This window comes from Paenibacillus sp. FSL W7-1332 (assembly GCF_037969785.1).
In the GTDB taxonomy this organism is placed as follows: Bacteria; Bacillota; Bacilli; order Paenibacillales; family Paenibacillaceae; genus Paenibacillus_AQ.
On sequence record NZ_CP150209.1, the window covers coordinates 6402133 to 6424771 of the forward strand.

The 22639-nt window shown below is 49.7% G+C and carries 23 protein-coding genes; 5 read left to right on the forward strand and 18 right to left on the reverse strand.

The annotated features are described in order from the left end of the window. Positions 1 to 6: 6 nt before the first annotated feature. From MKX98_RS29205 to yyaC, 5 genes are all read right to left on the reverse strand, one after another. Entirely contained in the window at positions 7 to 2208 is a 2202-nt protein-coding gene (locus tag MKX98_RS29205) for an O-antigen ligase family protein (RefSeq protein ID WP_339219863.1), read from the reverse strand. 253 nt (positions 2209 to 2461) lie between these two features. Beyond that, positions 2462 to 3637, reverse strand: a complete 1176-nt coding sequence (locus tag MKX98_RS29210) for an SAM-dependent methyltransferase (RefSeq protein ID WP_194544580.1) — start codon at positions 3635 to 3637, stop codon at positions 2462 to 2464. A gap of 36 nt (positions 3638 to 3673) precedes the next feature. Then, a complete protein-coding gene (locus MKX98_RS29215; RefSeq protein WP_339219865.1) occupies positions 3674 to 4525 on the reverse strand; it encodes a DUF6483 family protein in 852 nt (283 codons plus the stop codon). Between the two features lie 178 nt (positions 4526 to 4703). Further along, positions 4704 to 5495, reverse strand: coding sequence for an alpha/beta hydrolase (locus MKX98_RS29220; RefSeq protein WP_194544581.1), 792 nt, complete (start codon positions 5493 to 5495; stop codon positions 4704 to 4706). Between the two features lie 108 nt (positions 5496 to 5603). Then, entirely contained in the window at positions 5604 to 6143 is a 540-nt protein-coding gene (gene yyaC, locus MKX98_RS29225) for a spore protease YyaC (RefSeq protein ID WP_220683886.1), read from the reverse strand. A 184-nt stretch (positions 6144 to 6327) separates the two neighbouring features. On the opposite strand from yyaC, the gene MKX98_RS29230 reads away from it, so the two are divergent. Continuing rightward, positions 6328 to 6555, forward strand: a complete 228-nt coding sequence (locus MKX98_RS29230; RefSeq protein ID WP_015737472.1) for a DUF1128 domain-containing protein — start codon at positions 6328 to 6330, stop codon at positions 6553 to 6555. An 80-nt stretch (positions 6556 to 6635) separates the two neighbouring features. Here MKX98_RS29230 and MKX98_RS29235 read toward each other — a convergent pair whose 3' ends face one another. Then, complete coding sequence (locus tag MKX98_RS29235) at positions 6636 to 7352, reverse strand: pirin family protein (RefSeq protein ID WP_194544583.1); 717 nt, start codon at positions 7350 to 7352, stop codon at positions 6636 to 6638. Between the two features lie 65 nt (positions 7353 to 7417). Beyond that, positions 7418 to 8422: an asparaginase gene (locus tag MKX98_RS29240; RefSeq protein ID WP_220683885.1), complete on the reverse strand. Its 1005-nt coding sequence runs from the start codon at positions 8420 to 8422 to the stop codon at positions 7418 to 7420. A gap of 283 nt (positions 8423 to 8705) precedes the next feature. Between MKX98_RS29240 and MKX98_RS29245 the strand changes: the two genes are divergently transcribed. The 3 genes from MKX98_RS29245 (at position 8706) to MKX98_RS29255 (ending at position 9988) form a co-directional block, all read left to right on the forward strand. Then, positions 8706 to 8963, forward strand: coding sequence for a GlsB/YeaQ/YmgE family stress response membrane protein (locus MKX98_RS29245; protein WP_194544585.1), 258 nt, complete (start codon positions 8706 to 8708; stop codon positions 8961 to 8963). A 47-nt stretch (positions 8964 to 9010) separates the two neighbouring features. Then, on the forward strand, positions 9011 to 9421 hold the full coding sequence (locus tag MKX98_RS29250) for a YtxH domain-containing protein (RefSeq protein ID WP_194544586.1): 411 nt from the start codon (positions 9011 to 9013) through the stop codon (positions 9419 to 9421). 135 nt (positions 9422 to 9556) lie between these two features. Further along, a complete protein-coding gene (locus MKX98_RS29255) occupies positions 9557 to 9988 on the forward strand; it encodes a DUF5665 domain-containing protein (protein ID WP_216534041.1) in 432 nt (143 codons plus the stop codon). Positions 9989 to 10080: 92 nt separating this feature from the next. Here the strand turns inward: MKX98_RS29255 and MKX98_RS29260 are convergent, their stop codons facing one another. The 11 genes from MKX98_RS29260 to MKX98_RS29310 form a co-directional block, all read right to left on the reverse strand. Continuing rightward, positions 10081 to 11058, reverse strand: a complete 978-nt coding sequence (locus MKX98_RS29260) for a magnesium transporter CorA family protein (RefSeq protein WP_339219871.1) — start codon at positions 11056 to 11058, stop codon at positions 10081 to 10083. A gap of 126 nt (positions 11059 to 11184) precedes the next feature. Further along, on the reverse strand, positions 11185 to 11955 hold the full coding sequence (locus tag MKX98_RS29265) for a sigma-70 family RNA polymerase sigma factor (RefSeq protein WP_009594120.1): 771 nt from the start codon (positions 11953 to 11955) through the stop codon (positions 11185 to 11187). Then, positions 11952 to 12401 carry an anti-sigma B factor RsbW gene (gene rsbW, locus MKX98_RS29270; RefSeq protein ID WP_071219608.1) on the reverse strand — a complete coding sequence of 150 codons (450 nt, stop codon included), beginning with the start codon at positions 12399 to 12401 and terminating at the stop codon, positions 11952 to 11954. Before rsbW ends, MKX98_RS29265 begins: the two co-directional genes overlap by 4 nt. Before the next feature lie 32 nt (positions 12402 to 12433). Beyond that, positions 12434 to 12757: an STAS domain-containing protein gene (locus MKX98_RS29275; protein ID WP_009594079.1), complete on the reverse strand. Its 324-nt coding sequence runs from the start codon at positions 12755 to 12757 to the stop codon at positions 12434 to 12436. 112 nt (positions 12758 to 12869) lie between these two features. After that, complete coding sequence (locus MKX98_RS29280) at positions 12870 to 14549, reverse strand: response regulator (protein WP_220683883.1); 1680 nt, start codon at positions 14547 to 14549, stop codon at positions 12870 to 12872. Positions 14550 to 14568: 19 nt separating this feature from the next. Continuing rightward, complete coding sequence (locus tag MKX98_RS29285) at positions 14569 to 15441, reverse strand: protein-glutamate O-methyltransferase CheR (RefSeq protein ID WP_076325426.1); 873 nt, start codon at positions 15439 to 15441, stop codon at positions 14569 to 14571. A gap of 60 nt (positions 15442 to 15501) precedes the next feature. Then, positions 15502 to 19161 carry a response regulator gene (locus MKX98_RS29290; RefSeq protein WP_220683882.1) on the reverse strand — a complete coding sequence of 1220 codons (3660 nt, stop codon included), beginning with the start codon at positions 19159 to 19161 and terminating at the stop codon, positions 15502 to 15504. Then, positions 19158 to 20333, reverse strand: a complete 1176-nt coding sequence (locus MKX98_RS29295; protein WP_194544591.1) for a SpoIIE family protein phosphatase — start codon at positions 20331 to 20333, stop codon at positions 19158 to 19160. Before MKX98_RS29295 ends, MKX98_RS29290 begins: the two co-directional genes overlap by 4 nt. Before the next feature lie 255 nt (positions 20334 to 20588). Then, positions 20589 to 20930: a general stress protein gene (locus tag MKX98_RS29300; RefSeq protein ID WP_194544592.1), complete on the reverse strand. Its 342-nt coding sequence runs from the start codon at positions 20928 to 20930 to the stop codon at positions 20589 to 20591. Between the two features lie 87 nt (positions 20931 to 21017). Then, positions 21018 to 21551: a hypothetical protein gene (locus tag MKX98_RS29305; protein WP_339219875.1), complete on the reverse strand. Its 534-nt coding sequence runs from the start codon at positions 21549 to 21551 to the stop codon at positions 21018 to 21020. A gap of 57 nt (positions 21552 to 21608) precedes the next feature. Then, positions 21609 to 22130, reverse strand: coding sequence for a DUF948 domain-containing protein (locus MKX98_RS29310; protein WP_220683880.1), 522 nt, complete (start codon positions 22128 to 22130; stop codon positions 21609 to 21611). Positions 22131 to 22408: 278 nt separating this feature from the next. On the opposite strand from MKX98_RS29310, the gene MKX98_RS29315 reads away from it, so the two are divergent. Continuing rightward, entirely contained in the window at positions 22409 to 22573 is a 165-nt protein-coding gene (locus tag MKX98_RS29315; protein WP_006212708.1) for a DUF1328 domain-containing protein, read from the forward strand. Positions 22574 to 22639 lie beyond the last annotated feature (66 nt).

The window sequence follows — 22639 nt, forward strand, 5'->3', positions numbered from 1 at the left end:
TTCAAGTTAGCGGCGGGCGGGGATATCTGCCTGTTCAGGCTGCCTTGCCGCATGCTTTCGTGCTCCTCCCCCATTCAACGTTTTTTCCAATCGGGTGGTTTGCCTTACCGCAAGTATAGACAGATCGAATTCCCGGTCATTCCGATGAGAATCCATCTCACGAAGATTTGCCGCAAGGGAACGATAGCGCTTCAAGATATTTAACCCGGTCCGGGCCGCTTCAACCGCTCTGACGGATTCTCCTGCCGTCCGGTGCCAATCTGCGAGGGAAGCCAGCTTCAGCACGGCTCGGGTTTGTTTGACATCATTGAACCGATCCCGATTGATGGCCGCTAGATACCAAGCTGCCGCCTCTTCCGATTGGCCTCGGAGCGAGTAAGCCTCTGCCAGCTTCCAGCTCAGCTCCGGGTGATTCGGTGCATACACCAAACTTCGCTTCAGCAGCGGGATTCGCTGGCTTGGGGGAAGCCAATCCGCCAGGCTCAATGTTGCCTCCGTGTTGGCGGGGTTCCACTTTAACGAGGATTGAAGGAGCGCTGTTTGCGCTCCGGGCGGTTCCGAAGCGGCCCATCGCTCTTTGACCTCGCTGATGCCCAGCGCAGCAGCGAGAAGAACCCAGACCGCGAGCAGAATGATCGCCGTAACCCGGAGCAGTGACAGCGACTGTAACGGCGGATATTCCCGCTTCGTTTTATAAACAGCTAGCCGCTTCCTCCCTATTTTGAACCGTTTGCGTCTTTGAGTTGTATGAGGTCCGTTTTGCACTTCCCGACCAGAAGGAGTCGTAGCGAAGCCCATTACCGTAAGCCACAACAGCAGCAGCCATACCAGCCCAAAGCTCCAGTCAAAATCCACAGCCGCGTGCACGATCAGCACGAGGACAGCGGGCATGAGCCGAGAGCTCACAGCAATAAGCCTTGCCACCATAAAGCTAACCAGAACAAGGACAAGCAGCAGCCCGATCACTCCCGTATTCAGCAGGATATCCATATATCCGCTGTGCACCTCGGCACCCACGTAGGGCTGGGACTGCATGGCAAGGTAGGACTGCCGCCACGTCTCCCCTCCACGTCCCAGCCACAGCGACGACCGGGCCAGCTGCCACGCGTCGCTGTATAGGAGGCGGCGCGCGCTCAGCGTTGCCGCGCCGCCGAGGGTCCGATCCTGCACCTGATGCAGGATCACCGCTCCGGCTGCGGCAGCCAGCAGCGCCGCAGCTCCCAGGGCCCCTGGCGCGGCATACCGCCGCCGCGGGCCCCCGCTGTGCCGCCAGCGGCACAGCAGCTGGCCGGCGAGGACACCGCCGGCCCAAAGCCCGGCCAGCCACAGCAGGCCGGGCAGCACGGCTGGAGCCAGCTTGGCATCAGCCAGCTGGCGGTACAGCAGCGCCGCGCTCGCCAATGGCGCGGCGGCAGCCACCAGGAGCGGCGCGAAGGCACGCCGCTCCTTAGCGAAGCCGGCCGCGCACGCGAGTGCGGCCGCGAGCCAGGCGCCGCGCGACTCCGTCAGGAGCAGCGCGGCAGTGTAGGGCAGCAGCGGCAGCAGGGCAGCCGCTGCGCGGAGCGTGCCCGTCCGGGACCGCAGGACGGGCGGCAGCGCGAACAGCCGCTCCAGCAGGAAGGCGGCCATCACGGCCCCGAACGTGTTCGGGTACTGAAGCAGGCCGCCAAGCCTCGCGCCGGACGCGCTGATGTTCACATCCGCCGTATGATAGATCCCATACGGCAGCTCCAAAAGCCCATACACGGCAAGCAAAGCGCTGCCGCACAGCACAGCGCCCAACAGATGCCAGCCTATTTGCATCAAACGTAAGCCGTCACCTGTACGGCTTATACGCCAGGCAACAGCTGTAAAAGAGGCATAACTTCCCCACAGGATGATCTCCTTCATCGTGCCTTCCAGTGAGAGCGGTCGCCCGATCCCATGAAGCACATACATGAGAATCATTCCGCAGATGCACCCCAATACCACTCGCAACCCTTTATCTAAATTAACCAAGCCAGAAGATATCATGCCAGTGCCAGGAATTCCCCGGCCTTGGATTCCATCATGCCGTTTAGCTGCCATCATAAGCAGCAGAAGCATCCCAAACCCTGCTCCGACCCCATAGACATCCCCGTCAAAAAACATTCCGCTCCGGATACCTGCCACAAAGACAAGTGCAATCAGCATCATCCCGCAAATACGATGCAGGGTCCTCCATGCCATGAACCAGCGCCCCCGTTCCGATGCATAACCATTCCCCCGGCTGCTCCTTGCAAGGCATCCGTCCTTCGTGGCCAAACCATCTATTAGCATTGTGGGCAAGGACATACGTTGTTATTCTTGAAGCAGCGTCGGGGAACTCATCAGCGCTATAAGGCCGCTTGCCCCCCGAAGTTTATACTTTCTGACTATCTAAAAAAGCGATGAAAATGCAGTCGCACTTTCATCGCTTTTTCCGGAATCGGCATGATGTATTTTACGTATCCGGCAGCAAGTCCTTGCACGCCCGTTCAAGATATGGAGAGGCGCTTAAAAAATCGCGGAACGCGGTATATTCCTGCCACAGCTTATCCCGATCTCCCGCAGAACCGCTAACCGCCCGGATCAATATATTCTTCGGAGTATGTTCCATATCAATAAACTCCAGCAGCTGCGTCTTGTAACCCATCAGATCGAGGAGCTTGGCTCGAATGGCGTCCGTGGCAAGGGCCGAGAAGCGTTCCTTCAATATACCGTGGGACAGCAGCGGCTCCATAACGGGGCTTTGGACTTGGGAGAACAGCTCATGCTGGCAGCAAGGCACCGACAGAATGACTGAAGCGCCCCAACGAACCGCTTTTTCCAGTGCAGCGTCTGTTGCCGTATCGCATGCATGCAGCGTGACCACCATATCCACCTGCTCCAGTTCGTCATATTCCGCAATGTCCCCGACAAGAAACTGCAATTGGGTGTAGTTCAGTTTTTTCGCCAGCATACTGCAGTGTTCGATGACATCCGCCTTGAGATCCAAACCGACAATATTCAGCTTTCTGCGCGCGGTTACCGCCAAATAGTGATATAAAGCGAAGGTCAGATAGGATTTGCCGCAGCCAAAATCAACGATCGTCAGTGGACGGTCCTCCGGCAGGTGGGGAAGCACATCCTCAACCATCTCCAAAAATCGGTTGATCTGTTTGAACTTATCGTATCGGCGGGCAAATACTTTGCCCTCTTCACTCATGATGCCGAGTTCCACCAGAAACGGAACAGGCTCTCCCTCTTCAAGGATATATGTCTTTTTCCGGTTATGGGACAAATCCGTTTTTGTCTTGGAGGGGGATTTGGTCAGAATCGAAACCTTGTATTTCTTCGAGATTAGAACCTGATAGTCCGCTTCCGGCGTATACATCATCGCTTGCCGGAATACATTCTCGAACATGTCAACCAGCACGGCCTCCGCCTCATCGGCCGGCACGTTCTGATGGGTGACTTTGGTTCCGGAATAATAGGCAAACTGATAGTGCAGCTTGTTCTTGAGCTCTACGGGCTTAACCGTTACTTTACTGTAGGTCATGCCTTCCCGCTTGCGGAGCTGGCTTAGCGTAGCTGTGATCAATGATCCTTCTTCCATGATGTTGTGAATCAATTTTCTTAATGCATCCAAAAGGTACATCTCGCTTTCTTTATATGATAGACAGGTTAATCCCGCTTAGGTCAACGACTTGTCGCCGTTCACCGCTTCATGCGGAAAACGACGCTTAAGCTCATCCATTCCTTCGTGGACTTCCTCCAGCGGAAGCCCGCCCTTCGCCAAATCCTCAGGCAGCTTCAGCTGCAATCTTTGATAGAACTGCACAGCTTCGCCATATTCCATCTTGCCATTATCCAGCAGTTGGTAGAGGATGTTCTCCGCTTCTGCGTACATCCCCTGCTGCTCCATATACGCATAGTAATCCCGCATCGCTGTTTCTGGCCATGCATACGACCTTAAACGTTCTCTCACCATACCGATCCGTTCCGTCAACCCGATCAGCTTCAAATCCGCTCCTTGCAGGGCCGACTTCAAATATAGCTGAAAGACCTTGGTATAGAGCATAACGGCTTCTTCTTCACGCTCCAGCTCAAGCAGCAGGGACGCTTCCTCTTCCATTAGCCTGGCGGCGCTTTGCAGCTTGTCCGCTTCCAGATAACCGTGACTGCGAAATAGCTGCTCAATATCGGCAGCGGACAATGAGCGAAGCAGCTCTGAATTCAACCGGAACTGTCGTTTGAAGAGCTCATCCAGCTCCCATAGCGCTTCTGTGTGCTTGCGCTCCTGCTTAAGCGAAAACACCTTGGCAATCATCTGTGTCATATCCTCAATTAGCCGCACGAGATAATCCCTGCGAAACATACGCGCACCCCCAACCTGCATCCATGTCAGATGCAGCGTATTCCTGATCTTCATCTTTACTATACTGCGTTCAACTGCCAAGAAACCAAGAAGGAATGCCGGGGCAGCCTTTAGCGAATCATCCTTTACAAGGGAGAAATTTGCCGGTTCAAACTCAAGCCGGATCACGATTAAATTGTAGGCTATCCGGGGCCAGAATTCCAGTTCCCGACCTCCCCCTCCCATTCTCGCTCTACTTCGGCCGGCCAAGCATACGAGGTATGGCGCGTCTGGGCACAAAATAAATGAACGGATATCCCGCTAGGGGGTATCCGTTCATTATAAACTATTGAAAGATTCTCATGCGTTATTCATTCGTAAGCCGTCCCATGAAAGAAGTGATGACCTCGCCGAGCTTCTCCGGCGTCTCCATCATACTCATATGTCCTGCGCCCTCGATTACATATTGAGTCACGTTGTCATGGTCTGTCGTAAAGGTACGCTCTGCCGGAATCAATCCGTCCTTCTCCCCTGCTACCAGCAGGATAGGCAGCGTGGACGCGGAGAGCACATCGCGTCGGTCCGGACGCTCACGCATCGCCAGCGCCGCTCCGATTGCTCCCTGAGGTGGCGTTAGATAGCCTATCTCCTTCGCCCGCTGAATACATTCCGGTTTGTTATCCTTCGTATCCGGAGCGAATAAGCCGGGCACCAATCCGTCAACAAAAGCCGTAATGCCCTCCCCTTGGATGGTGCTGACCGCCTGCACCCTCTTCTCCTTCGCTTCGTCCGAATCCGGGTAGCCTGTGGAATGAATCAGGCCAAAGGCGTTCAAACGAGAAGCGTAACGCTGGGCAAAGGAGAGCGTGATATATCCTCCAAGGGAATGACCGAGTAACGCTGCCTTCGGAATGTCGAGCTCATCCATCAATAGCAGTACATCGTCTGCCATCTGTTCAATGGTATACGATCCCATCGGTGCATCAGACCGCCCGTGACCACGGAGATCCGGTACAATGACTCTGAAGCCTTGAAGAAATGGCAGTACCTGTTCCCAGTAGGCGGAGCTTCCACAGAAACCGTGAAGCAGAATGATCGGCTCACCTTGTCCCTGATCAACATAACAAATCGTGCTGCCGTTGCATTGTACTTTTTCCATAGCGATACCCTTCTTTCTATTCAGCGGATGCCATGTGATAGACACCCATTATTTTATAAAGAATGATCTATTATTAAACAAAAACAACCCCGGCTGAAACGCCATGTCTTACGCCCTAAGGCCAAAGGCAATAGCGGCTTGCTTCGCTATCTGCTCCGCCATCCCCATGACTTGGTATAAGGACGTCACTTGAAGAGTCCAATACGGCTTCGGTCCATGGACGTTCACAACCGCTGCCACGCTATAATCCCCCACTGCCGGAAGCCTCCCGCCGACGGACTGGGCAGGCGTCAGTGGACCCTCGCATGTAAAGAAATATCCGACTGACGAGGATTGTCCCAAGCATGCATCAATGGCAATAATCGACTTATCCTCAGGTATGCCTTGAAGTCTTGCCTCAAGATTAAAAGCGTCACACGGTTCGGGCAGCGTCCCGATCACATGCGGGAAACCGTATTCCGAGAGCCGGCTTCCTGTTAGCGGTCCGAGTGCATCTCCTGTGGAACGGTCAGTGCCAATACATAAAAATACGATGCTATCCAGCGCATGCCGCTGCGAAATCGTCCGAAAAAAATCCGCCAGTTCATGCCCCGACATTTTAGCTTTTACAGCCTGTACGCCTGGCGTCTTGCCGGCTTGTTCGCTCATGACGGACCTCCTCCTTGATTACATCGCTTAAAACCTTGCTTTTTACAGCCTAAAAAACCTTTTTTTCCTGATTTTAACCTATCTCTGTCTCCGATGGCAAAAACATTGGTCGAGCCGCACGGTAACATGGTACAATACAGGGATGAAAATCGTAAATCCGCCTATGAGAGGATGGTGTTAATCCATGGATTTGAGTGAAAAATCACAAGCTAATGTCGAGTATATGATTGAACAGATTAAAACCAAGCTTCGGATGGCTACAGGTGCTGCCATGCAAGCATCCGCCTTCTCGGTTAACCAATATGATGATATTTATGATTTGTACGATATGGTCATGAATAAGCAAAACCTGAGTATATCGGAAGTGGAAGCAGTTGTATCGGAGCTCGGGCAGCTGCGCGGGAACCAGTAGATCATCATCAGCCCTTTTATAGCAAAGCCCCCGGAACTTCGCTGATCCAAGCGATGTTCCGGGGGCTTTGCTGTCCTTCTCTACGGCATATCGATCATCACCACTTCCGAGATCCCCTTACTTGAGTTCCCTCGAAATGTCAGCTCATGACGCCGCTGTATCCTGGCGGCATCACCCGCAGTAATATCAAACTTGCCGTCTTCCGACGATATTTCGACTTGACCGCTAATGACGTACAGGTGCATTCTCCGATCCCCTGCCAGGCTGTACGTCAGTTCTTGTCCTGTCTCCAGTATGGTACTGTATATCACAACATCCAGCGATTGGGGCAAGCTGGATTCACCATGGCCCGACCCGATGATCGGAAGCATCTGGTTCAACCGCTCTTCCTGTGTAAAATCGCTTTGATGGTGACTGGTCTCAAGGTCCGGCTCCGCAGGTAGAAACCACATTTCCAGGTAGCGTACGTCCTCGGACGAGGCATTTTTCTCTGCATGGTACACGCCAGTGCCTGTATTCACGACATGAATCGAACCGGGAGTCAGCTCGATTTCTTTCCCTGTATCATCTTCATACGTTAACGAGCCTTCCAGCACCAAATGGACAATGATCAAATCATGATGAAACCTTCGATCAAAACCCTCCATCGGTTTAAGCATATATTCATTATGCGCCAGTAAGCTTCCAAAATGCTCGTTATGCGGATCCGTATAATCCTCGAATGAAAAGCTGAATTCACTATGAATACCGTCTTTATGGGTAGTATGTCTTTCCGCTGCCGTCATGATCTTAATCATGGCCGGTCACCTCCGCCTTTTTTACTAATCAATACCCCGGCGGTTTCCGGTCTAATCAGTCATGCTTAAGCACCGTTCAGCATAAACGCGGTTTCCACCCTGCCTACTTTCAGGCCCTCATCGTTGCATAAATCTTTGGGATACGCGGATTTCAAGCGGTCGATGGTTATTTTGTTGCTATACCCGATTTGCTCCAATATGGACTCCGCTACCCAGCCCCATTCTTCTTCTGATCCATCTGAAATTTTGAACGAAATGCCGAGCCGCTCCTTCTTCAGACCTAAGCAGTACACGCCTTTAAATCCTCCTTTGGCCACAATATTATCGTCTTCCAAGAGAAGGGTGTCCACCTTTTGATTTCCTGCCACCATATAGGGAGATGCGTGCATGGCCTCCGTGATTCGGATGACCGCCCTTTTTGTTGGCTCATCCTCGATAAGGTCCGGGGATGCAAGCTTCATATAGGCTGTAGCCAAAGCGCGAAGCGGCATGGCGAATACCGGCAGGCCGCAACCGTCCGTTCCCAATCGGATATCAGAGGGAGCCAGTCCCGACAAATAGGAGACCGTCTTAAGGATCTCCTGCTGCAGTGGATGTTCCGGCTGATCGTATCCGAGCAGCGGGTACCCTTTCATCTGACAATAGGCCAACATGCCATAATGCTTCCCGGAGCAATTATGGAACCATTTGCTCTTGTTTCTCTGGTCTCGCAGAAGAGCCTCTTTATTTTTCTCATCCAGCGGCCAGCTCGATGCGCAAACCATGTAAGCTTCACTAATATTGACCTTGCGGGCAAAGCCTTCCAATACTTCGGTATGAGCCGGCTCCGCCCGATGCGAAGCCGTCATGATCGCGATTTCCTTATCCGTCAGCCCATAATGGTCAGCAAGCCCGCCACGGATGGAGGGGATTGCCTGCATCGGCTTGGCCGAAGAACGCGTAAATGCGACATATTCCGGATCTCCCGCGTATGCCTGTATGCTTCCTTGTTCATTAACAATACATATATGTCCATTGTGGACGCACTCCAATATGTCCGCCCGATATTCCTTCACTAATACAGTATCCATGTTAAATAACTCCTTCTATAACCGTCTGTGACCGTATTCCTGCCTTAAAAACCTGTGTATATCTGGTACCTATAATCCTCGATAATTCGGGGATTGTTGCAAATCTGTATTCAGTATAGTACAAAAATCTGCAAATAACAGCAGGCGATCATTCCGTAGGGGACGGACACTTCATTTTATCTCCCGTTTAACGTTGTCCTGTTTCACGATGTGGCCTTAGGTTTAATTACGAGATAAGCAAGCCCACTCGAAAAACATTGCTCTTTAAAAAGGAGGCGATCGTATGTGGGGAATCATCATCAGCATCGTAATGGCAATCATCATCGGGATCATCGGGGATGCGCTGGCTGGTCATGAAATGCCGGGCGGAATTATCGGGTCCATGATCGCTGGTTTCGTAGGCGCATGGCTCGGACCATGGCTCTTCGGAGCATGGGGGCCTGTCATCGGCGGATTTGCCATTGTGCCCGCTATCATCGGTACAGCTATCTTCGTATTCTTGCTCGGTCTTGCTGCCAAGCTATTTAGACGTACAGCCTGATTCTCGTGTCTATATTCTTTTTATATTAACTAAAAGGAGTGAAAGTTATGAATCACACAGAACAAGAACATCCAGTACAAAGCGGTTCCACATTTTTCAAAGGTGCTTTCATCGGCGCCCTGGTCGGAGCGGCGGCAGCTCTGTTGTTCGCTCCAAAGCCAGGCCGCGAACTGCGCGGGGATTTGTCCGAGAAACTGAGCGTGGTAACGGATAAAACGAAGGAAGTTGCTTACACCGTAGGCGATAAAGCTTCTGAGCTTGCAAAAACCGTGGGCACCAAAGCCTCCGATGTGATGGCCACCGTGAATGAAGGCCGCCAAAGCATTATGTCCAGCGTCAAGGAAGCATCGGCAGACGTGTCCAGCGAGGTTTCAAATGCTTCCAAAGACGTAAAGGATAAAGCGATGGACACCTCTTCCGATGTCAGCCGTGAAATGAAATCGACAACGAATGTTTAATTCGTGAGGTCACGAATAGCCAGCTGACACAGCTGGCTATTTTTGTGCCAGATCGTGACAGTCAGCTTGTAAAGCATCATATGGATTGATAAGTGAAATGAAACGGCGTTTCTGCCTGGAAAGCGGGGATATCTTATGAGTAAAGCGAACCCATATCATAGCGGCTCCAGCTTCTCGACCCGGAGCGGCGATCGTTCGAGACAACGCGATGAGCCACGAAAGGAATCCGAAATAAGCAAGGAAAGACGCTCCCGGGAAGCGGATGATATCCAGGAGCATCCCTTTGAACTGCGTCACGAAGTGAAGAAACTAAACACCCGTCTGGACAAAATTGCCACCACACTGGAGAAATCCGAAATGAAGGACATGATCGAGAATTACATGAATCCCAAGAAACGCATCATTGCCAACCTCACAGCCGGACTATCCCGGGGACTTGGCTTAACCCTTGGCACGGCACTTGTGCTGGGTCTTCTGGGTTACATTCTCAGCTTCTTTGTCAACGTACCGATGATCGGGGATTTCATCTCGGATTTGCAAGGATATATTGATCAATCCCGATCCTAGTGTATCTTTAACGCATGCAAACGCCCGGTGCCTATAATGGTCACCGGGCGTTGTGATCATTGTTGCCGCCATTCATGGATCACCATTATGCCTCAAAGATTTTTATTGCTGGACTTTACTTGAAGCAGGTCTCCCGTCCATCCCTTCGCACGCATCCAAAGATACATGCCTCCCGTCCACAGTAGGGTAAAACCGCTGATTACCGTAAATCCCCAGAACGTCTTAATGGCGGGCAAATTTTCAAAGTTCATCCCCCAGATGGCTCCGACCACGGTTGCGGGTGTGAGCACAACCGTAAAAATCGTCAGTGTCTTCATAATTTCATTGCCGCGGAACGCGGAGATTGCATCGTCTATCGAAACCAGCGTATCGATTTCGCGCTCATAATGATGAATCAGCTTCTCCATTCTTTCCACTCGATGTAGGAGCTGTTGAAACGAGCGACTGCTATCCAGCTCGCCATGATACCCTTCTTTTGCTGCAGCGATCAGCTCCTGAAAAGGAATAAACAAATTGCTCCACTCCAACAGCTCAAACCGGGACGTTAGAATGCTGTCCATTAAGGACTTCCGGTTGCGCGTACGCATATCACTTTCGACAAGACGCAGGTTATGCTCGAATTGATCCATTCCCGCATGGTAATAATGCAAAATGGTCCGAGCCAGCACAAACATGCCGTCGACGGGCTTATGGCATTGATGAAGCATGGAAGCTCTTTCGGACTTAGCCATCATGCTCCGGGTATGGTCATCCAAATTGATGGTGATCAGCACTTGGTCGTCCGTATAGAAATAGAACTGTTCCGACTTGTAATGATCGGCATCATCCGTAACCTTATAAAGCATGGTTCCCATAATAACCGGCTCCACCCCATCCTTGAATCGGACGGATAAGTAGTTTCGTTCCTTTAACGTCGACGCCTGATCGAACCATTCGGCTGTATAAGGATAGCGCGTCCGAAGTTCACCGATCCAGGAGGATTGCCAGTTATCCGTTCGAACATCGTACCACTTCCATCCCCCTGCAAAAGAATAAATATCCTGACCTTCCATCCTATCCGGCCCCAGCATGTTTTACTGACACTCCCTTCTGTAAATACAAATCGCAAGGTTTCAAAAAGGCACGCTTTCCCGTAATGAGGAAGCGTGCCTTATGTTGCTATACGTCTGTTACTGTTACTACGAGGCTTGTCCATATCAGTAAGAAGAATTAGACATGATCTGCTTCAGTTTTTCCGTTGCACGCTTCTGTATACGTGAGACACTCATTTGCGACACGCCTAACCTCTGAGCGATAGCTCTCTGGGACTGTCCCTCCTGAAATGCCAGCAATAGCACCTTCTGCTCTTGCTCCTTCAACTGGCTCATCGCCTGCTGAAGATCCATGCGCTTCTCAACGGAATCAAAATCATTCACATCCGAACTGATTAGCTCTCCAAGCGTCGCTCCGGTTTCTTCCTGGGATAAAGGGGAATCCAATGATACATAATGATAGCATTCACGTCCGGCCAACACTTCGACCGTTTCCTCAACGGAAAGATCCAAGTAGGATGCGATCTCATTCACATCGGGAGATCTCTCCAGCTTCACCATTAATTCATCTATCGCCTGCTGAACCAAGGCACCCTTTTCCTTGATCCGCCTTGGCACTTGAATGTACCATGATTTATCGCGGAGAAAGTTTTTCATATGACCGATCATGCTTTTCATGGCATAGGGCTCAAACGGAATCCCCAGGCTGATGTCATATTGCTGCAGAAGACGAATTAATGCCATTTGGCCAACCTGATACAAATCCTCGTACAGGTCGGGCCGATTCCGGGCAATCTTGCCTGCCGCCATTTTGACCATCGGTTCATATTTCTTAATCAGCACCGTTGCGATATCGTTATCTTTCGTTTGCTGATATTGTTCAATTAAATGAACTGCTTCATCTCTGGACTCTTGGGGAGTCGCTTTATCACTCATACGGGCTCCTCGCTTCTTGCGAGACGCTTCGTCAGCGTGACCTCGGTTCCCTTTCCAGCCTGGTTTGTCACGCTTACCTCATCCATAAGCGCCTCCATCAGGTAGAAGCCTAGTCCTCCGATTTGGACCTCGCTGAGATCTTTATCATGAAGTGTACGGTTGCCAACCGCTCCCATACTGTCGAAACTCTCCCCTTCGTCTCGGACCGTGATGGATAGCGAATCGCTGGTCACTTGAAATAAAACCTCTACCATTCCGCCTTCCTGACTATAAGCATACAAGACCGAGTTATTACAGGCCTCCGACACCGCAACCTTCATATCTTCAATCTCTTCATAGGAAAAGCCCATCTTAGAAGCTATTCCATACAGATTCAGTCTTACAATATCCACGTATTCAGCACTGGCAGGCAAATTAAGCGTTACTCTTTGAACATCTGAATTCATTCTTTTCGATCCTTTCCTATTGGGAATTCTTCTTACGACTGAAAGAACTTCGCAATACCCGTCATATCGAACAGCTTTTGAATTTGCGGCGGAACTTCCTCGACTGCAAAGCGTGCTTCCATGCCATGTCTGGCTTTCAGTATCGACAGAAGAATACCAATACCCGTACTATCAATATATGTCATGTCCTTCATGTTGACGATCAAGTCTACTTCGGAATTGCCGACAAGAGGCTCCATCACTAATCGAAAATCAGGAGCGACGGACAGATCAAGTTCACCGCTCAGAAATACCGTGCATACGCCCTCGTTCATCTGGGTCTTAGCATTGAACTTATCATTCGTTTTTGTATTCATAGACACTCTCTCCCAATCATTTGTTTTCCCTTTACATAACCCGTTATCTGGCTTGTTGAAACAGGTTAAAGAGGGTTATGGGCACGCTAATATATGGAAATCGGTTTCTGTACTAACCGTTGATGATGCGAACAGGGCTTGCGGGCATATCCCATCCTTCCGGTTCTACCGGTACATACCGGGATATCAGGTGCTTCACACAGCTGATTTTTACCGGCTTGCTGATATATTCATTCATACCCGCGTCAAAGCAGCGCTTCTGAATCCCGTCCATCACATTCGCCGTCATCGCAACCAGAACGGGAGCCTCAGCTTCCGGCTTCATCTGGCGGATCAGTCGCGCCGCCTCAAGACCATCCATTACAGGCATCTGCAAATCCATGAAGATCATGTCGTAGACTTTAGGACCTGCAACCATCTCAACTGCCTGTCTGCCGTCCTCCGCCATATCCGCTTTCATTCCCATCTTTTCCAGCATACTGTCCATCAGTTTTCGATTAATCGGATGATCGTCCACAATCAGGATGTTCGGTTGCCTCTCCCCATGCACACGATATTTTGCCGAACGCTCCTCTTCCCGGAGTCGTTGATGCTCTTCCTCATGTGTATGAACGCAGATCGTAAATACGAAAGTGGCTCCCTTGCCTTCCTTGGACTCCACCGCGATCTCTCCGCCCATCATCTGTACGAGCGATTTACAGATTGCCAGCCCCAGTCCTGTTCCACCGTACCGCCTTGTCATTGAGGAATCCAACTGAGAGAACGGCTTGAACAAGCGATCGATTTTTTCGGATGAGATACCAATTCCCGTATCTCTCACAGTGAATTCAAGGGTTAATCGGTCTTCTTCAGCTTGGGCAAGCGAGACAACCAAATACACACCACCCTCATTGGTAAACTTCACGGCATTGGATACCAGATTCACCAATACTTGACGAAGGCGTCCCATATCCCCGAATACGATTGCAGGAATTTGATCCTCAATGTAATACGTGAGCTCCAGATTCTTCTTGGAGGCTTCTCCGGAGAACAAACCAAACACTTCCTGAACGCAGGACTTGAGATCAAACGGATATTCCTCCAGCTCCATTTTGCCTGATTCCATCTTGGAGAAATCCAGAATGTCATTAATGATGTTAACCAAGGCATCCGCACTGTTTCGGATAATGGCTGCATATTCCCGCTGCTCATCCTGAAGATCGCTGTCCATCAGCAAATCAATCATCCCGATGACGCCATTCATCGGCGTACGGATCTCATGACTCATCATCGCCAGAAATTCCGTTTTGGCTTTGGCGGCAATCTCCGCTTCTTCCTTGGCCAGCACAAGCTCTTGATTAATTTTTTCAAGCTCCTGGGTCTTCTGATGCAATTGCATGGACTGAATCTTCAGCCTGTTATTGGTCCGGTACATATCGACAAAACCCTCGATCTTGGATTTCAAGATTTGAGGGATAAAGGGTTTAACCATATAGTCGATTGCTCCTGCGGAATATCCTGCAAAAAGATGCTCCGCGTCCTTGCTGTTTGCAGAAATGAATATAATCGGAATATCCTTCGTCTTGTCTCTCGCCTTGATCAGCCTTGCTGTTTCGATACCGTCCATGCCGGGCATTTGTACATCAAGAACAATCACGGCAAAATCATACTTCAAGAGATATCGTAAAGCCTCTTCCCCCGAAGTAGCTTTTATTAGCGTGTATTGTTCGCTGTCCAGAACAGCTTCGAGCGCAAGTAAGTTTTCAGGGCGGTCATCTACCAACAGAATATGAATCGGTTCGTGAAACCCCATGAGATCCTCCTACAAAACTCTATTTAATCTTCCGGTATATTTTCTCCACCCGGTCCAGCGTCTCATAAGCTTCACTATAATTCGTAAAGTGTATGGACTCTTTAGAACCCAGTACGAGAATACCAAAATGGCTTAGACTCTCGTGAAATAATCCGTGTACGTGATCCCTCAGCTGATCATTAAAATAAATCATGACATTCCGGCAAAAAATCACATTAAACTCGTTAAAGGAACGGTCTGTTGCCAGATTATGCTCGGCAAATATCATGTTTTTCTTCAAAAACGGTTGGAAAATAACCGAATTGTACTTCGCTGTATAATATTCGGAGAACGAGCGGGTACCGCCCGCCTCCATATAATTCTTGGTATATTGCTTCATGCGTTTGATGTCGAATACGCCTTCCTTGGCCTGCTGGAGCGAACGCGAATTCATGTCCGTCGCATAAATCCGGGACTTCTCATACAATCCCTCTTCATGAAGCAAAATGGCCATGGAATACACTTCTTCTCCGGTCGAACAGCCTGCATGCCAAATCCGTATATAAGGATACGTACGAAGCAATGGAACTACAGACTGCCTGAATGTCAGGAATAGCTTCGGATCCCTGAACATTTCCGTAACCGGAATCGATAGATTATATATAAGCCGCTCAAAACAAGAACGGTCGTGAAGCACTTTATCCTGTAGGGCTGATATGGTGGACACGCCCTCGGCATGAACATGATGCCAGATTCTCCGCCTCAATGAGGGAATGGCGTAATTGCGAAAATCGTAACCATAGAATCGATGAATACCTTCCAAAAGAAGCTCAATCTCGATCTGTTCCAGCTCACGTTCGCTTTCCTCTGTCAACAACAGTTGTTCTGATTCCATATGGTCACTAGATGACATCACGCTTGCACCGCTTTCCCCGTGTTTATTTGCTACTTGTACTTTACCCACAAAAGCGGCTTACGAATACAACCAAACCCTCATAAGCGAAAGAAGTTGCTCCGTTTGTATCGGTTTCTTCATATAATCGGAAGCTCCCGCTTCAATACATTTTGCACGATCCTCTTTCATGGCTTTGGCTGTCAGGGCAATAATCGGCAGTTTCTCGAATTCCGGCATTTCGCGTAAACGTCGCATCGCCTCATATCCGTCCATCTCCGGCATCATCATATCCATTAACACCAGATCAAATTCCGGATGATCCTGAAGCAGCTCAATGGCTTCCTTGCCGTTTTCCGCAAAGGTGACTTCCATATTGTAGCCCTCCAGCACGCTGGAGAGAGCAAACACGTTGCGGATATCATCGTCCACCAGCAGAATCTTCTTGCCTTCAAACAGCTCTTCCTTATTGTGCAGCTTCTGCAGGATTTTGCGTTTATCTTCCGGCAAATCAGCCTCGACCCGATGGAGGAACAGCGTCGTTTCATCCAGAAGCCGCTCTGGCGATTTCACGTCTTTGATGATGATCGACTCCGCATATTTGCGAAGCTGCATCTCTTCCTTCGAATCAAGATCCTTGCCTGTATAAATAATGATCGGCAGATCCACCAGGTTCTCGTCATCGCGGATCTGATCCAGCAGCTCAAAGCCTGTCATGTCCGTTAGCATCAGATCAAGCACCATACAATCATAGCGCTGTTTGCGAAGCTCACTGAGCGCTTCGGCGCCTGTGGATGCCGCCGTAATCGATACATCGTCATGACCAATCAGTTCAATGATCGAATTCCGCTGAATGTCGTCATCCTCAACAATCAGGAGATGTTTCATCGATTTTTCCGCATAGGATTCGATATGCGTAAACGCGTCCTCCAGCGCTTCTCTCGATGACGGCTTCTTCAAGTAAGCGATCGCACCCATCATTAATCCTTGCTTCACTTCATCCACGACGGAAATGACATGCACTGGAATGTGGCGCGTAACCGCAGAGCTCTTCAGTTCGCCCATGACAGACCAGCCGTCAATAACCGGAAGCTGGATATCCAGGATAATGGCATCCGGTTTGTACGACTTGGCCATCTCCAGACCGATATCCCCCTGCAATGCAACCAAGGCCTTGAAGCCGCGGCCTCTGGCCATATCCAGAAGAATTCTGGCAAACTTCACATCATCCTCAATGATAAGCAAGACTTTATCTGTCGGTCCGAGCTGATTGCGATCGTCATCCACCTGTATGGATGGCTGAACCTCTTTTGTAATCATCTTCGCTTTCGGTACGATCAGATTACTCTCCGTTGGGGCCTCAATTGCTGCAGCTGCTTCCTGATTACTCTCTACCAAATCCGGATGGCTGGATGGCAGGAAGAGCGTAAAGCAGCTTCCCTTACCTTCTTCCGATTCAACCAGAATGCCCCCGCCCAGCAGACGGGAAAGCTCGCGGCTGATAGATAAACCAAGCCCGGTTCCCCCGTATTTACGACTGGTTGTGCCGTCTACCTGCTGGAAGGCTTCAAAGATCAGATCCGTTTTATCCGCCGGGATACCGATTCCGGTATCTCTGACAGCAAAGGCCACATAATCCGCTTCGGCATTCAGGTAAAGCGGAAGCTTCTCCTTGTCGGCCTTTTCCACATGCAGCTCGACGGAGCCGCTATTGGTAAACTTGAAGGCATTCGACAACAGATTGCGAAGAATTTGCTTCACGCGATGGCTGTCCGTGACAATGCTCTGCGGAATATCTTCACTGATATGCACACCCAGGTCAATATGCTTGCGTGATGCCACGGCGGCAAAGTTCTGCTCCACGAAGGCTTCAATATCCGGAAGCTGAACGTCCTCATAATGGATCTCCATCTTCCCGGCATCCACTTTGGACAGATCTAGAATCTCATCGATCATTTTGAGCAGATCGGAGCCCGACATGTATATGGTCTGTGCATATTCAATCTGTTTATTGCTCAGATTTCCATCCTTATTCTCCGACAACAGCTGTGATAAAATCAGCAGACTGTTAAGCGGGGTCCGCAGCTCGTGAGACATATTAGCCATGAATTCCGACTTATACTTCGTTGTAATGGAAAGCTGCTTCGCTTGCTGCTCAAGCTGCATTCTCGCCTTCTCGATCTCATCGTTCTTCTCTTCCACTTCCTGCACCTGTTCCTCAAGCGCACGCGTCTTGGCAACAAGCTCGGTATTGTAATGCTCCAACTCTTCCTGCTGGCGCTGCAGCAAGTCCTCGGAACGCTTGAGGGCATTAGTTTGCTCCTCCAGATTTTCGTTGGTGCGGCGAAGCTCTTCTTGCTGGGTCTGCAGCTCTTCCGATTGAACCTGAAGTTCTTCGGTCATGGCCTGCGATTCGCGCAGCAGCTGCTCTACCCGCAGACGGCCTGTAATATTGTTCAGAATGATGCCAAGCGATTGACTCAGCTGAGATAAAAGCTGCTCCTGCAGTGATGTTGTTTCTTCAAAGGCTGCCAACTCAACAACACCCAACACTTCATTCTCAAACAGAATCGGATAGATCACGACGGATACCGGCTTCGATGATCCCCAAGCGGATTCCACATTCATGAAATCTTCCGGCGCGCTTTTCAGCACGATCGGTTTCTTGTCGAGCGCAGCTTGACCTACAAGCCCTTCCCCGATCATGAAGGAAATCTTCGGCTCTTCGCCGCCTTCATGGGCGTAAGAACCTTTCATCTCCAACTTATTCGGATGTTTGTCTTCTTGACGAATATAGATAGCTCCATAATGAGCACCCAAAATCGGCGTAAATTCGCTGATAAACCGCTGACCGACTTCCTCCAAGGAATTGATCCCCTCCAGCAGCTCCGTGATTCTGGCCATATTCGAGTTGAGCCAGGACTGATCACGCTGGGCCTGGAGATAGGTTTCCTCGATGCGCTGCTTCTCGATAATATCTTCGGACAGGTCTTTAAATACCCGGGCCACATCGCCAAACTCATCCTTGGACGTAACTTTAATACGACGGATCGCCTTCAATCTGCCTTCTCCAAAGCTCTTCAACATCATGGAGACTACGTTGATGCCCCGGGTAATGCTTGGAAGAATCCATAGAATGACCAGCATTCCTAATAACAAACCGCCAGCCATGAGATAGATAAACATTTGGACAGAGCGGTCATATGCTGCTTTCGCTGCTGTTATATCATCATTGATCTTCTGGTTCTCGTAGCTGCTAAGCTCGTTCAAACTCATCAGCATCTCTTCCTGGACAGATTGTCCGGTCGAATTACGAAGCAGGTTAGCTTCCGTTGCGTTGCTCTTTGCCAGCAGCTCCAGTGTCTTATTTTGATAAACGATATATTGATTCACCGCACGCTCAATCCGGACTAACAATTGCTGCTCTTCCGCAGCATTTGCACTTTCTTTGATCGCTTGAAAATACGTTTGAGCTCGTGCTGTCATCGTTTCCAGTTCCTGTTCGGACACAGCAAAAGTAGACTGGTCATTGCTCAAGATCATGTTCGTAAGCTCTCGTGCCATATCGTTGACTTCTCCGCGCATTGCGCTGGAGTTTCGTACCTTTTGGTAGCGATCCTGATAGATCTGGTTCAATTGGTCGTTCATATAACTGATTCGGTCATAACCAATCAAGGTCAGAACCAGCATGAGCGCCAACAAAGTCGTAAAACCAATGACTAACTTGCTCCTAAGCTTCATTGATTGGTTTCCTCTCCTTTTTTAAGAGATATCCAAACCAGGCATTTATCGTCCTCTCGCTCCTGCGATGGATCATCCACAAAATATTGCTTCTTCATCTCATCTTCTCTCCAATGATGAGGGCCTCCCAAATGCTCCTTCAGATAATCCAGCTTCTCGTCATGACCGCCCTCCACCAGTTCGAGCAGGCCGTCCGTATACATAACCAAATGTCCTTCGCCTTCATATTGAAAGCTTCTTGGCTCCATGTCTTCGATCCGGTCAAACAATCCCACCGGGCAGCAGCCTTGATCCAGGGTCATCACATCCCCGCTCTCCTGAAAGAAGAGAGCCGGCGGATGCCCTGCGTTGACGTAGTCCACCCGCTTTAAACGGGTATCCACAACAAGATAGATCGCTGTAAAATAGTACTGTATCAGCTGTTCGCCGAGGTTTAACTGATTGAACCTGCGGTTCAATTCCTGAACCACCTTCTCCGGTTCGACATAAGTCGTCACCGTGTCCTTCAGAACCGAAGCGATGAACATACAAAATAGGGACGAAGTAATCCCGTGTCCCATCATATCCAGCAGAATCACGCCATAACGACCATCACCAAGCGGGTACCATGCGTACAAATCTCCCGCAAGCTCCGCCGAGGGCTGGTACAGCGCATGAATTTCAAGCTGATCATCTTCAATTGGTAAGCTCAATACGGCATTCTGTACCATGGCCGCAAGCTTCAATTCAGCCTGGACCCGCTGTTCTCTCTCAATATGCCAGTCTTTCTCATGCTTCAACCGGAGCGCCAGGCGTATGCGTGCCATCAGCTCTACCTTGTTGATCGGTTTCGTTACGTAATCGGCGGCACCGGCATCCAGCGCTTCGGCCAGCTTCTTGGAATCCCCAACGGCGGTAACCATAATGATCGGTATATCTTTCAAATGTTCGTACTGCTGAACTATACGGCATGCTTCTATTCCATCCATCTCGGGCATCATCATATCAAGCAGGATCAGATCGATGTCCGATCTCCGGGGATGGAGTTCTTGGCTGCGATCGCCGATCCCCAAATGCTCCAGCATTTCCAGGGCTGAAGATGCAGATAGAGTGTTCTGGTAATTTTCCTTTTTTAAGATTTCTCGGATAATAATGACGTTAGTCGGATTGTCATCTACGATTAATATTCTCATTGCCCTCTCCCTTAACGTTTCGGATTATACGATAGAAATCCTTTTCCTACTATTATACTATAATAGTCCTCTAATCAATTGCCATAGAAAAAGGTTCTAAATCTTGAATCTTCCACTTTTACTAGGTATATGGAACATTCTTTTAAAACATAGATAAGGAATGAGACGTCTATGGTCTCATTCCTTATCTATGTTTTAAGTCCTATAACGCCTACCATCGATGCTGTCATAAAGCTGAACTTCGTTGCTATATCATCAATCTTTTTTAGCGATAACAAGTACTTTCCCTAGATCCAGCTGTTTCTCATAGAATCCAGCCTCGGCCTCCGTGAAGCCAAGCGATACGATTTTGGCGCGGAGCTCATCGCCGCGGGACCGGAACAAATTCGCAAAGGCGTCAAACACGCCTTCTTCCTTGATGCCTACGTTATTCGCATCGGATGCATCCACGATCCGGCTTGTCTTATCCGAATCATGAGCCAATACATAAATCCGATCCTGATCGTAACCGGACTGCCGCAGGTTCTGCACCTCCTGAACCGCTTGTGTACCATTCTCAACGACTTTGGCATATGACTTCGTATTGGTAAATTCCATTGTGAAAACCTCCCCTAATAGTGTAAAACCTCGATTTAGGTTATAGTCCATTTGTTATTAACCTTATTTCTTAAGGTTGAAACAAATTCAGTCGCTATAATCGAAAAATAAATCAATCCCTGCAATTTCGCCGGAGTCCCGGTCAATAAATACCTTAAGCGCTTGATGGTTCTCAAGGTACACATCCCCGTCCTCCGCTTTGAAATACGGCTTACCCAGTGATGCCCTAATTTGATCGGTTGTCATACCAATACGCTGGTCTTCAACCTGAAAGGATACGGCAGAGGGCTTCACACGAACATATTCCGTGTAGCCGTTGCGGACCCCAATCTCCATATCTTTGTAATCCAGCTTGGTAATTCCGGTCAGCTCTTCATGCTCAATTCGAGCCGGCGTTCCCAGCTTCCGAATGACATCGTGCTTGTTATCCGTTAGCGAAATCCCGTTTAAAGTTCCATAGCTCTCCGTAGAGTTGTCGCTGGTTTGTGCTTGTCCAACATCCGAAGCGGCATGAATTATAGGCGGTGGCGACATCCCGGCAGAAGGCTGCGGCTCTGCCACAGCACCCCCACCTCCGGAGTAAATCAAAAGCCCTACCATCAACAGTGCGACATTCCACATGCGACCTCCTCCTTTCTTCAGCTGTCGGAGCTATACCCGGGTTTAGCTTTCTTACGTTTATCTGGCTTTTTGGCGACGGAAGCTGTTCCACAGACCAACCGCTGTATCCACGTAGGCTAACCAGTTCCGACCGCGTGACTTTTCTTGCGCTTCCGTGTTCTGATATACCGCATCATAGGACTGGAACGTACGATCCTGAGCCGTCAAAGGCACTTCCATACGGGCAGGCTGCTCTTTCTTCTGCTCCATCCGGGATTGCTTAAAGCGGCTAACCATGCCGGAGGATACCTGCTTCACCGCATAGGTGACCTCGCTTAAAGCTTCTCCCAGATTCTTGACGGTATCCAGTACCGGATCGATCTGTCTCATCTTATGCTGAACGTCCACCGTAATATCGTTCGTATTCCGGATGGTCTGCTTCACTTCATAAGTCAATTCGTCCACCGTCTTTTGAACATCCTGAAGGGTTTCGGTTACCTTTTCGAGCGATTGTGTCGCAGCCTTTAATGTCTTGATTAAAAAGAAAACCAGAACCGCAAATGCTACGGCAATAATGGCAACACTGATTTGGGTTAGCATGCGTTGTCCCTCACTTTCAAGTATGTTGGTTTCGGATACGCAATAGTTACCCTATCCCCCAGTCCACGAAACAAAGAGATCCCTGCCAATAATGCCATTGTCCTACAGCTTGTTTCATCCCCTGCCACCCCGGTTAAAGAACACTACGAAGGGCGCTGTTGGCAACGGCTAATCGGCTCCCTACCGAGCTTCAAATTGGATATGTGCCGCTTCTTGGAGCATCATGAGACTACATGCCTATGTCCAATAAAATCGATGAAGAAAGCAGGGTGAATAGGATGTTAAAATGGTCCGTAATTTTTCTAGTTGTTGCACTGATTGCAGGGATCTTTGGCTTCTTCGGCATCGTTGAGGCTGCAGCCAGCATTGCGAAGGTGCTGTTCTTCATCTTCGTTGTCCTGTTTGTGATCTCTCTCTTTACCGGACGCAGACGAAGTATGTGACGCTGTCGCATACTAAAGCCCATGCATTGAATATACACATAGGAAATGAAAAAAAGGGTGTCCTCC

Coding starts and splice junctions, on each gene's coding strand:
- MKX98_RS29265 (WP_009594120.1), bottom strand. CDS start 11,955: ATGAGTGATAAAGCGACTCCCCAAGAGTCCAGAGATGAAGCAGTTCAT.
- MKX98_RS29275 (WP_009594079.1), bottom strand. CDS start 12,757: ATGAATACAAAAACGAATGATAAGTTCAATGCTAAGACCCAGATGAAC.
- MKX98_RS29300 (WP_194544592.1), bottom strand. CDS start 20,930: ATGGAATTTACCAATACGAAGTCATATGCCAAAGTCGTTGAGAATGGT.
- MKX98_RS29235 (WP_194544583.1), bottom strand. CDS start 7,352: ATGATTAAGATCATGACGGCAGCGGAAAGACATACTACCCATAAAGAC.
- MKX98_RS29250 (WP_194544586.1), top strand. CDS start 9,011: ATGAATCACACAGAACAAGAACATCCAGTACAAAGCGGTTCCACATTT.
- MKX98_RS29290 (WP_220683882.1), bottom strand. CDS start 19,161: ATGAAGCTTAGGAGCAAGTTAGTCATTGGTTTTACGACTTTGTTGGCG.
- MKX98_RS29315 (WP_006212708.1), top strand. CDS start 22,409: ATGTTAAAATGGTCCGTAATTTTTCTAGTTGTTGCACTGATTGCAGGG.
- MKX98_RS29260 (WP_339219871.1), bottom strand. CDS start 11,058: ATGCTGGGGCCGGATAGGATGGAAGGTCAGGATATTTATTCTTTTGCA.
- MKX98_RS29295 (WP_194544591.1), bottom strand. CDS start 20,333: ATGAGAATATTAATCGTAGATGACAATCCGACTAACGTCATTATTATC.
- MKX98_RS29285 (WP_076325426.1), bottom strand. CDS start 15,441: ATGTCATCTAGTGACCATATGGAATCAGAACAACTGTTGTTGACAGAG.
- MKX98_RS29220 (WP_194544581.1), bottom strand. CDS start 5,495: ATGGAAAAAGTACAATGCAACGGCAGCACGATTTGTTATGTTGATCAG.
- yyaC (WP_220683886.1), bottom strand. CDS start 6,143: ATGAGCGAACAAGCCGGCAAGACGCCAGGCGTACAGGCTGTAAAAGCT.
- MKX98_RS29310 (WP_220683880.1), bottom strand. CDS start 22,130: ATGCTAACCCAAATCAGTGTTGCCATTATTGCCGTAGCATTTGCGGTT.
- MKX98_RS29205 (WP_339219863.1), bottom strand. CDS start 2,208: ATGGCATGGAGGACCCTGCATCGTATTTGCGGGATGATGCTGATTGCA.
- MKX98_RS29230 (WP_015737472.1), top strand. CDS start 6,328: ATGGATTTGAGTGAAAAATCACAAGCTAATGTCGAGTATATGATTGAA.
- MKX98_RS29210 (WP_194544580.1), bottom strand. CDS start 3,637: ATGTACCTTTTGGATGCATTAAGAAAATTGATTCACAACATCATGGAA.
- rsbW (WP_071219608.1), bottom strand. CDS start 12,401: ATGAATTCAGATGTTCAAAGAGTAACGCTTAATTTGCCTGCCAGTGCT.
- MKX98_RS29280 (WP_220683883.1), bottom strand. CDS start 14,549: ATGGGGTTTCACGAACCGATTCATATTCTGTTGGTAGATGACCGCCCT.
- MKX98_RS29255 (WP_216534041.1), top strand. CDS start 9,557: ATGAGTAAAGCGAACCCATATCATAGCGGCTCCAGCTTCTCGACCCGG.
- MKX98_RS29305 (WP_339219875.1), bottom strand. CDS start 21,551: ATGTGGAATGTCGCACTGTTGATGGTAGGGCTTTTGATTTACTCCGGA.
- MKX98_RS29240 (WP_220683885.1), bottom strand. CDS start 8,422: ATGGATACTGTATTAGTGAAGGAATATCGGGCGGACATATTGGAGTGC.
- MKX98_RS29245 (WP_194544585.1), top strand. CDS start 8,706: ATGTGGGGAATCATCATCAGCATCGTAATGGCAATCATCATCGGGATC.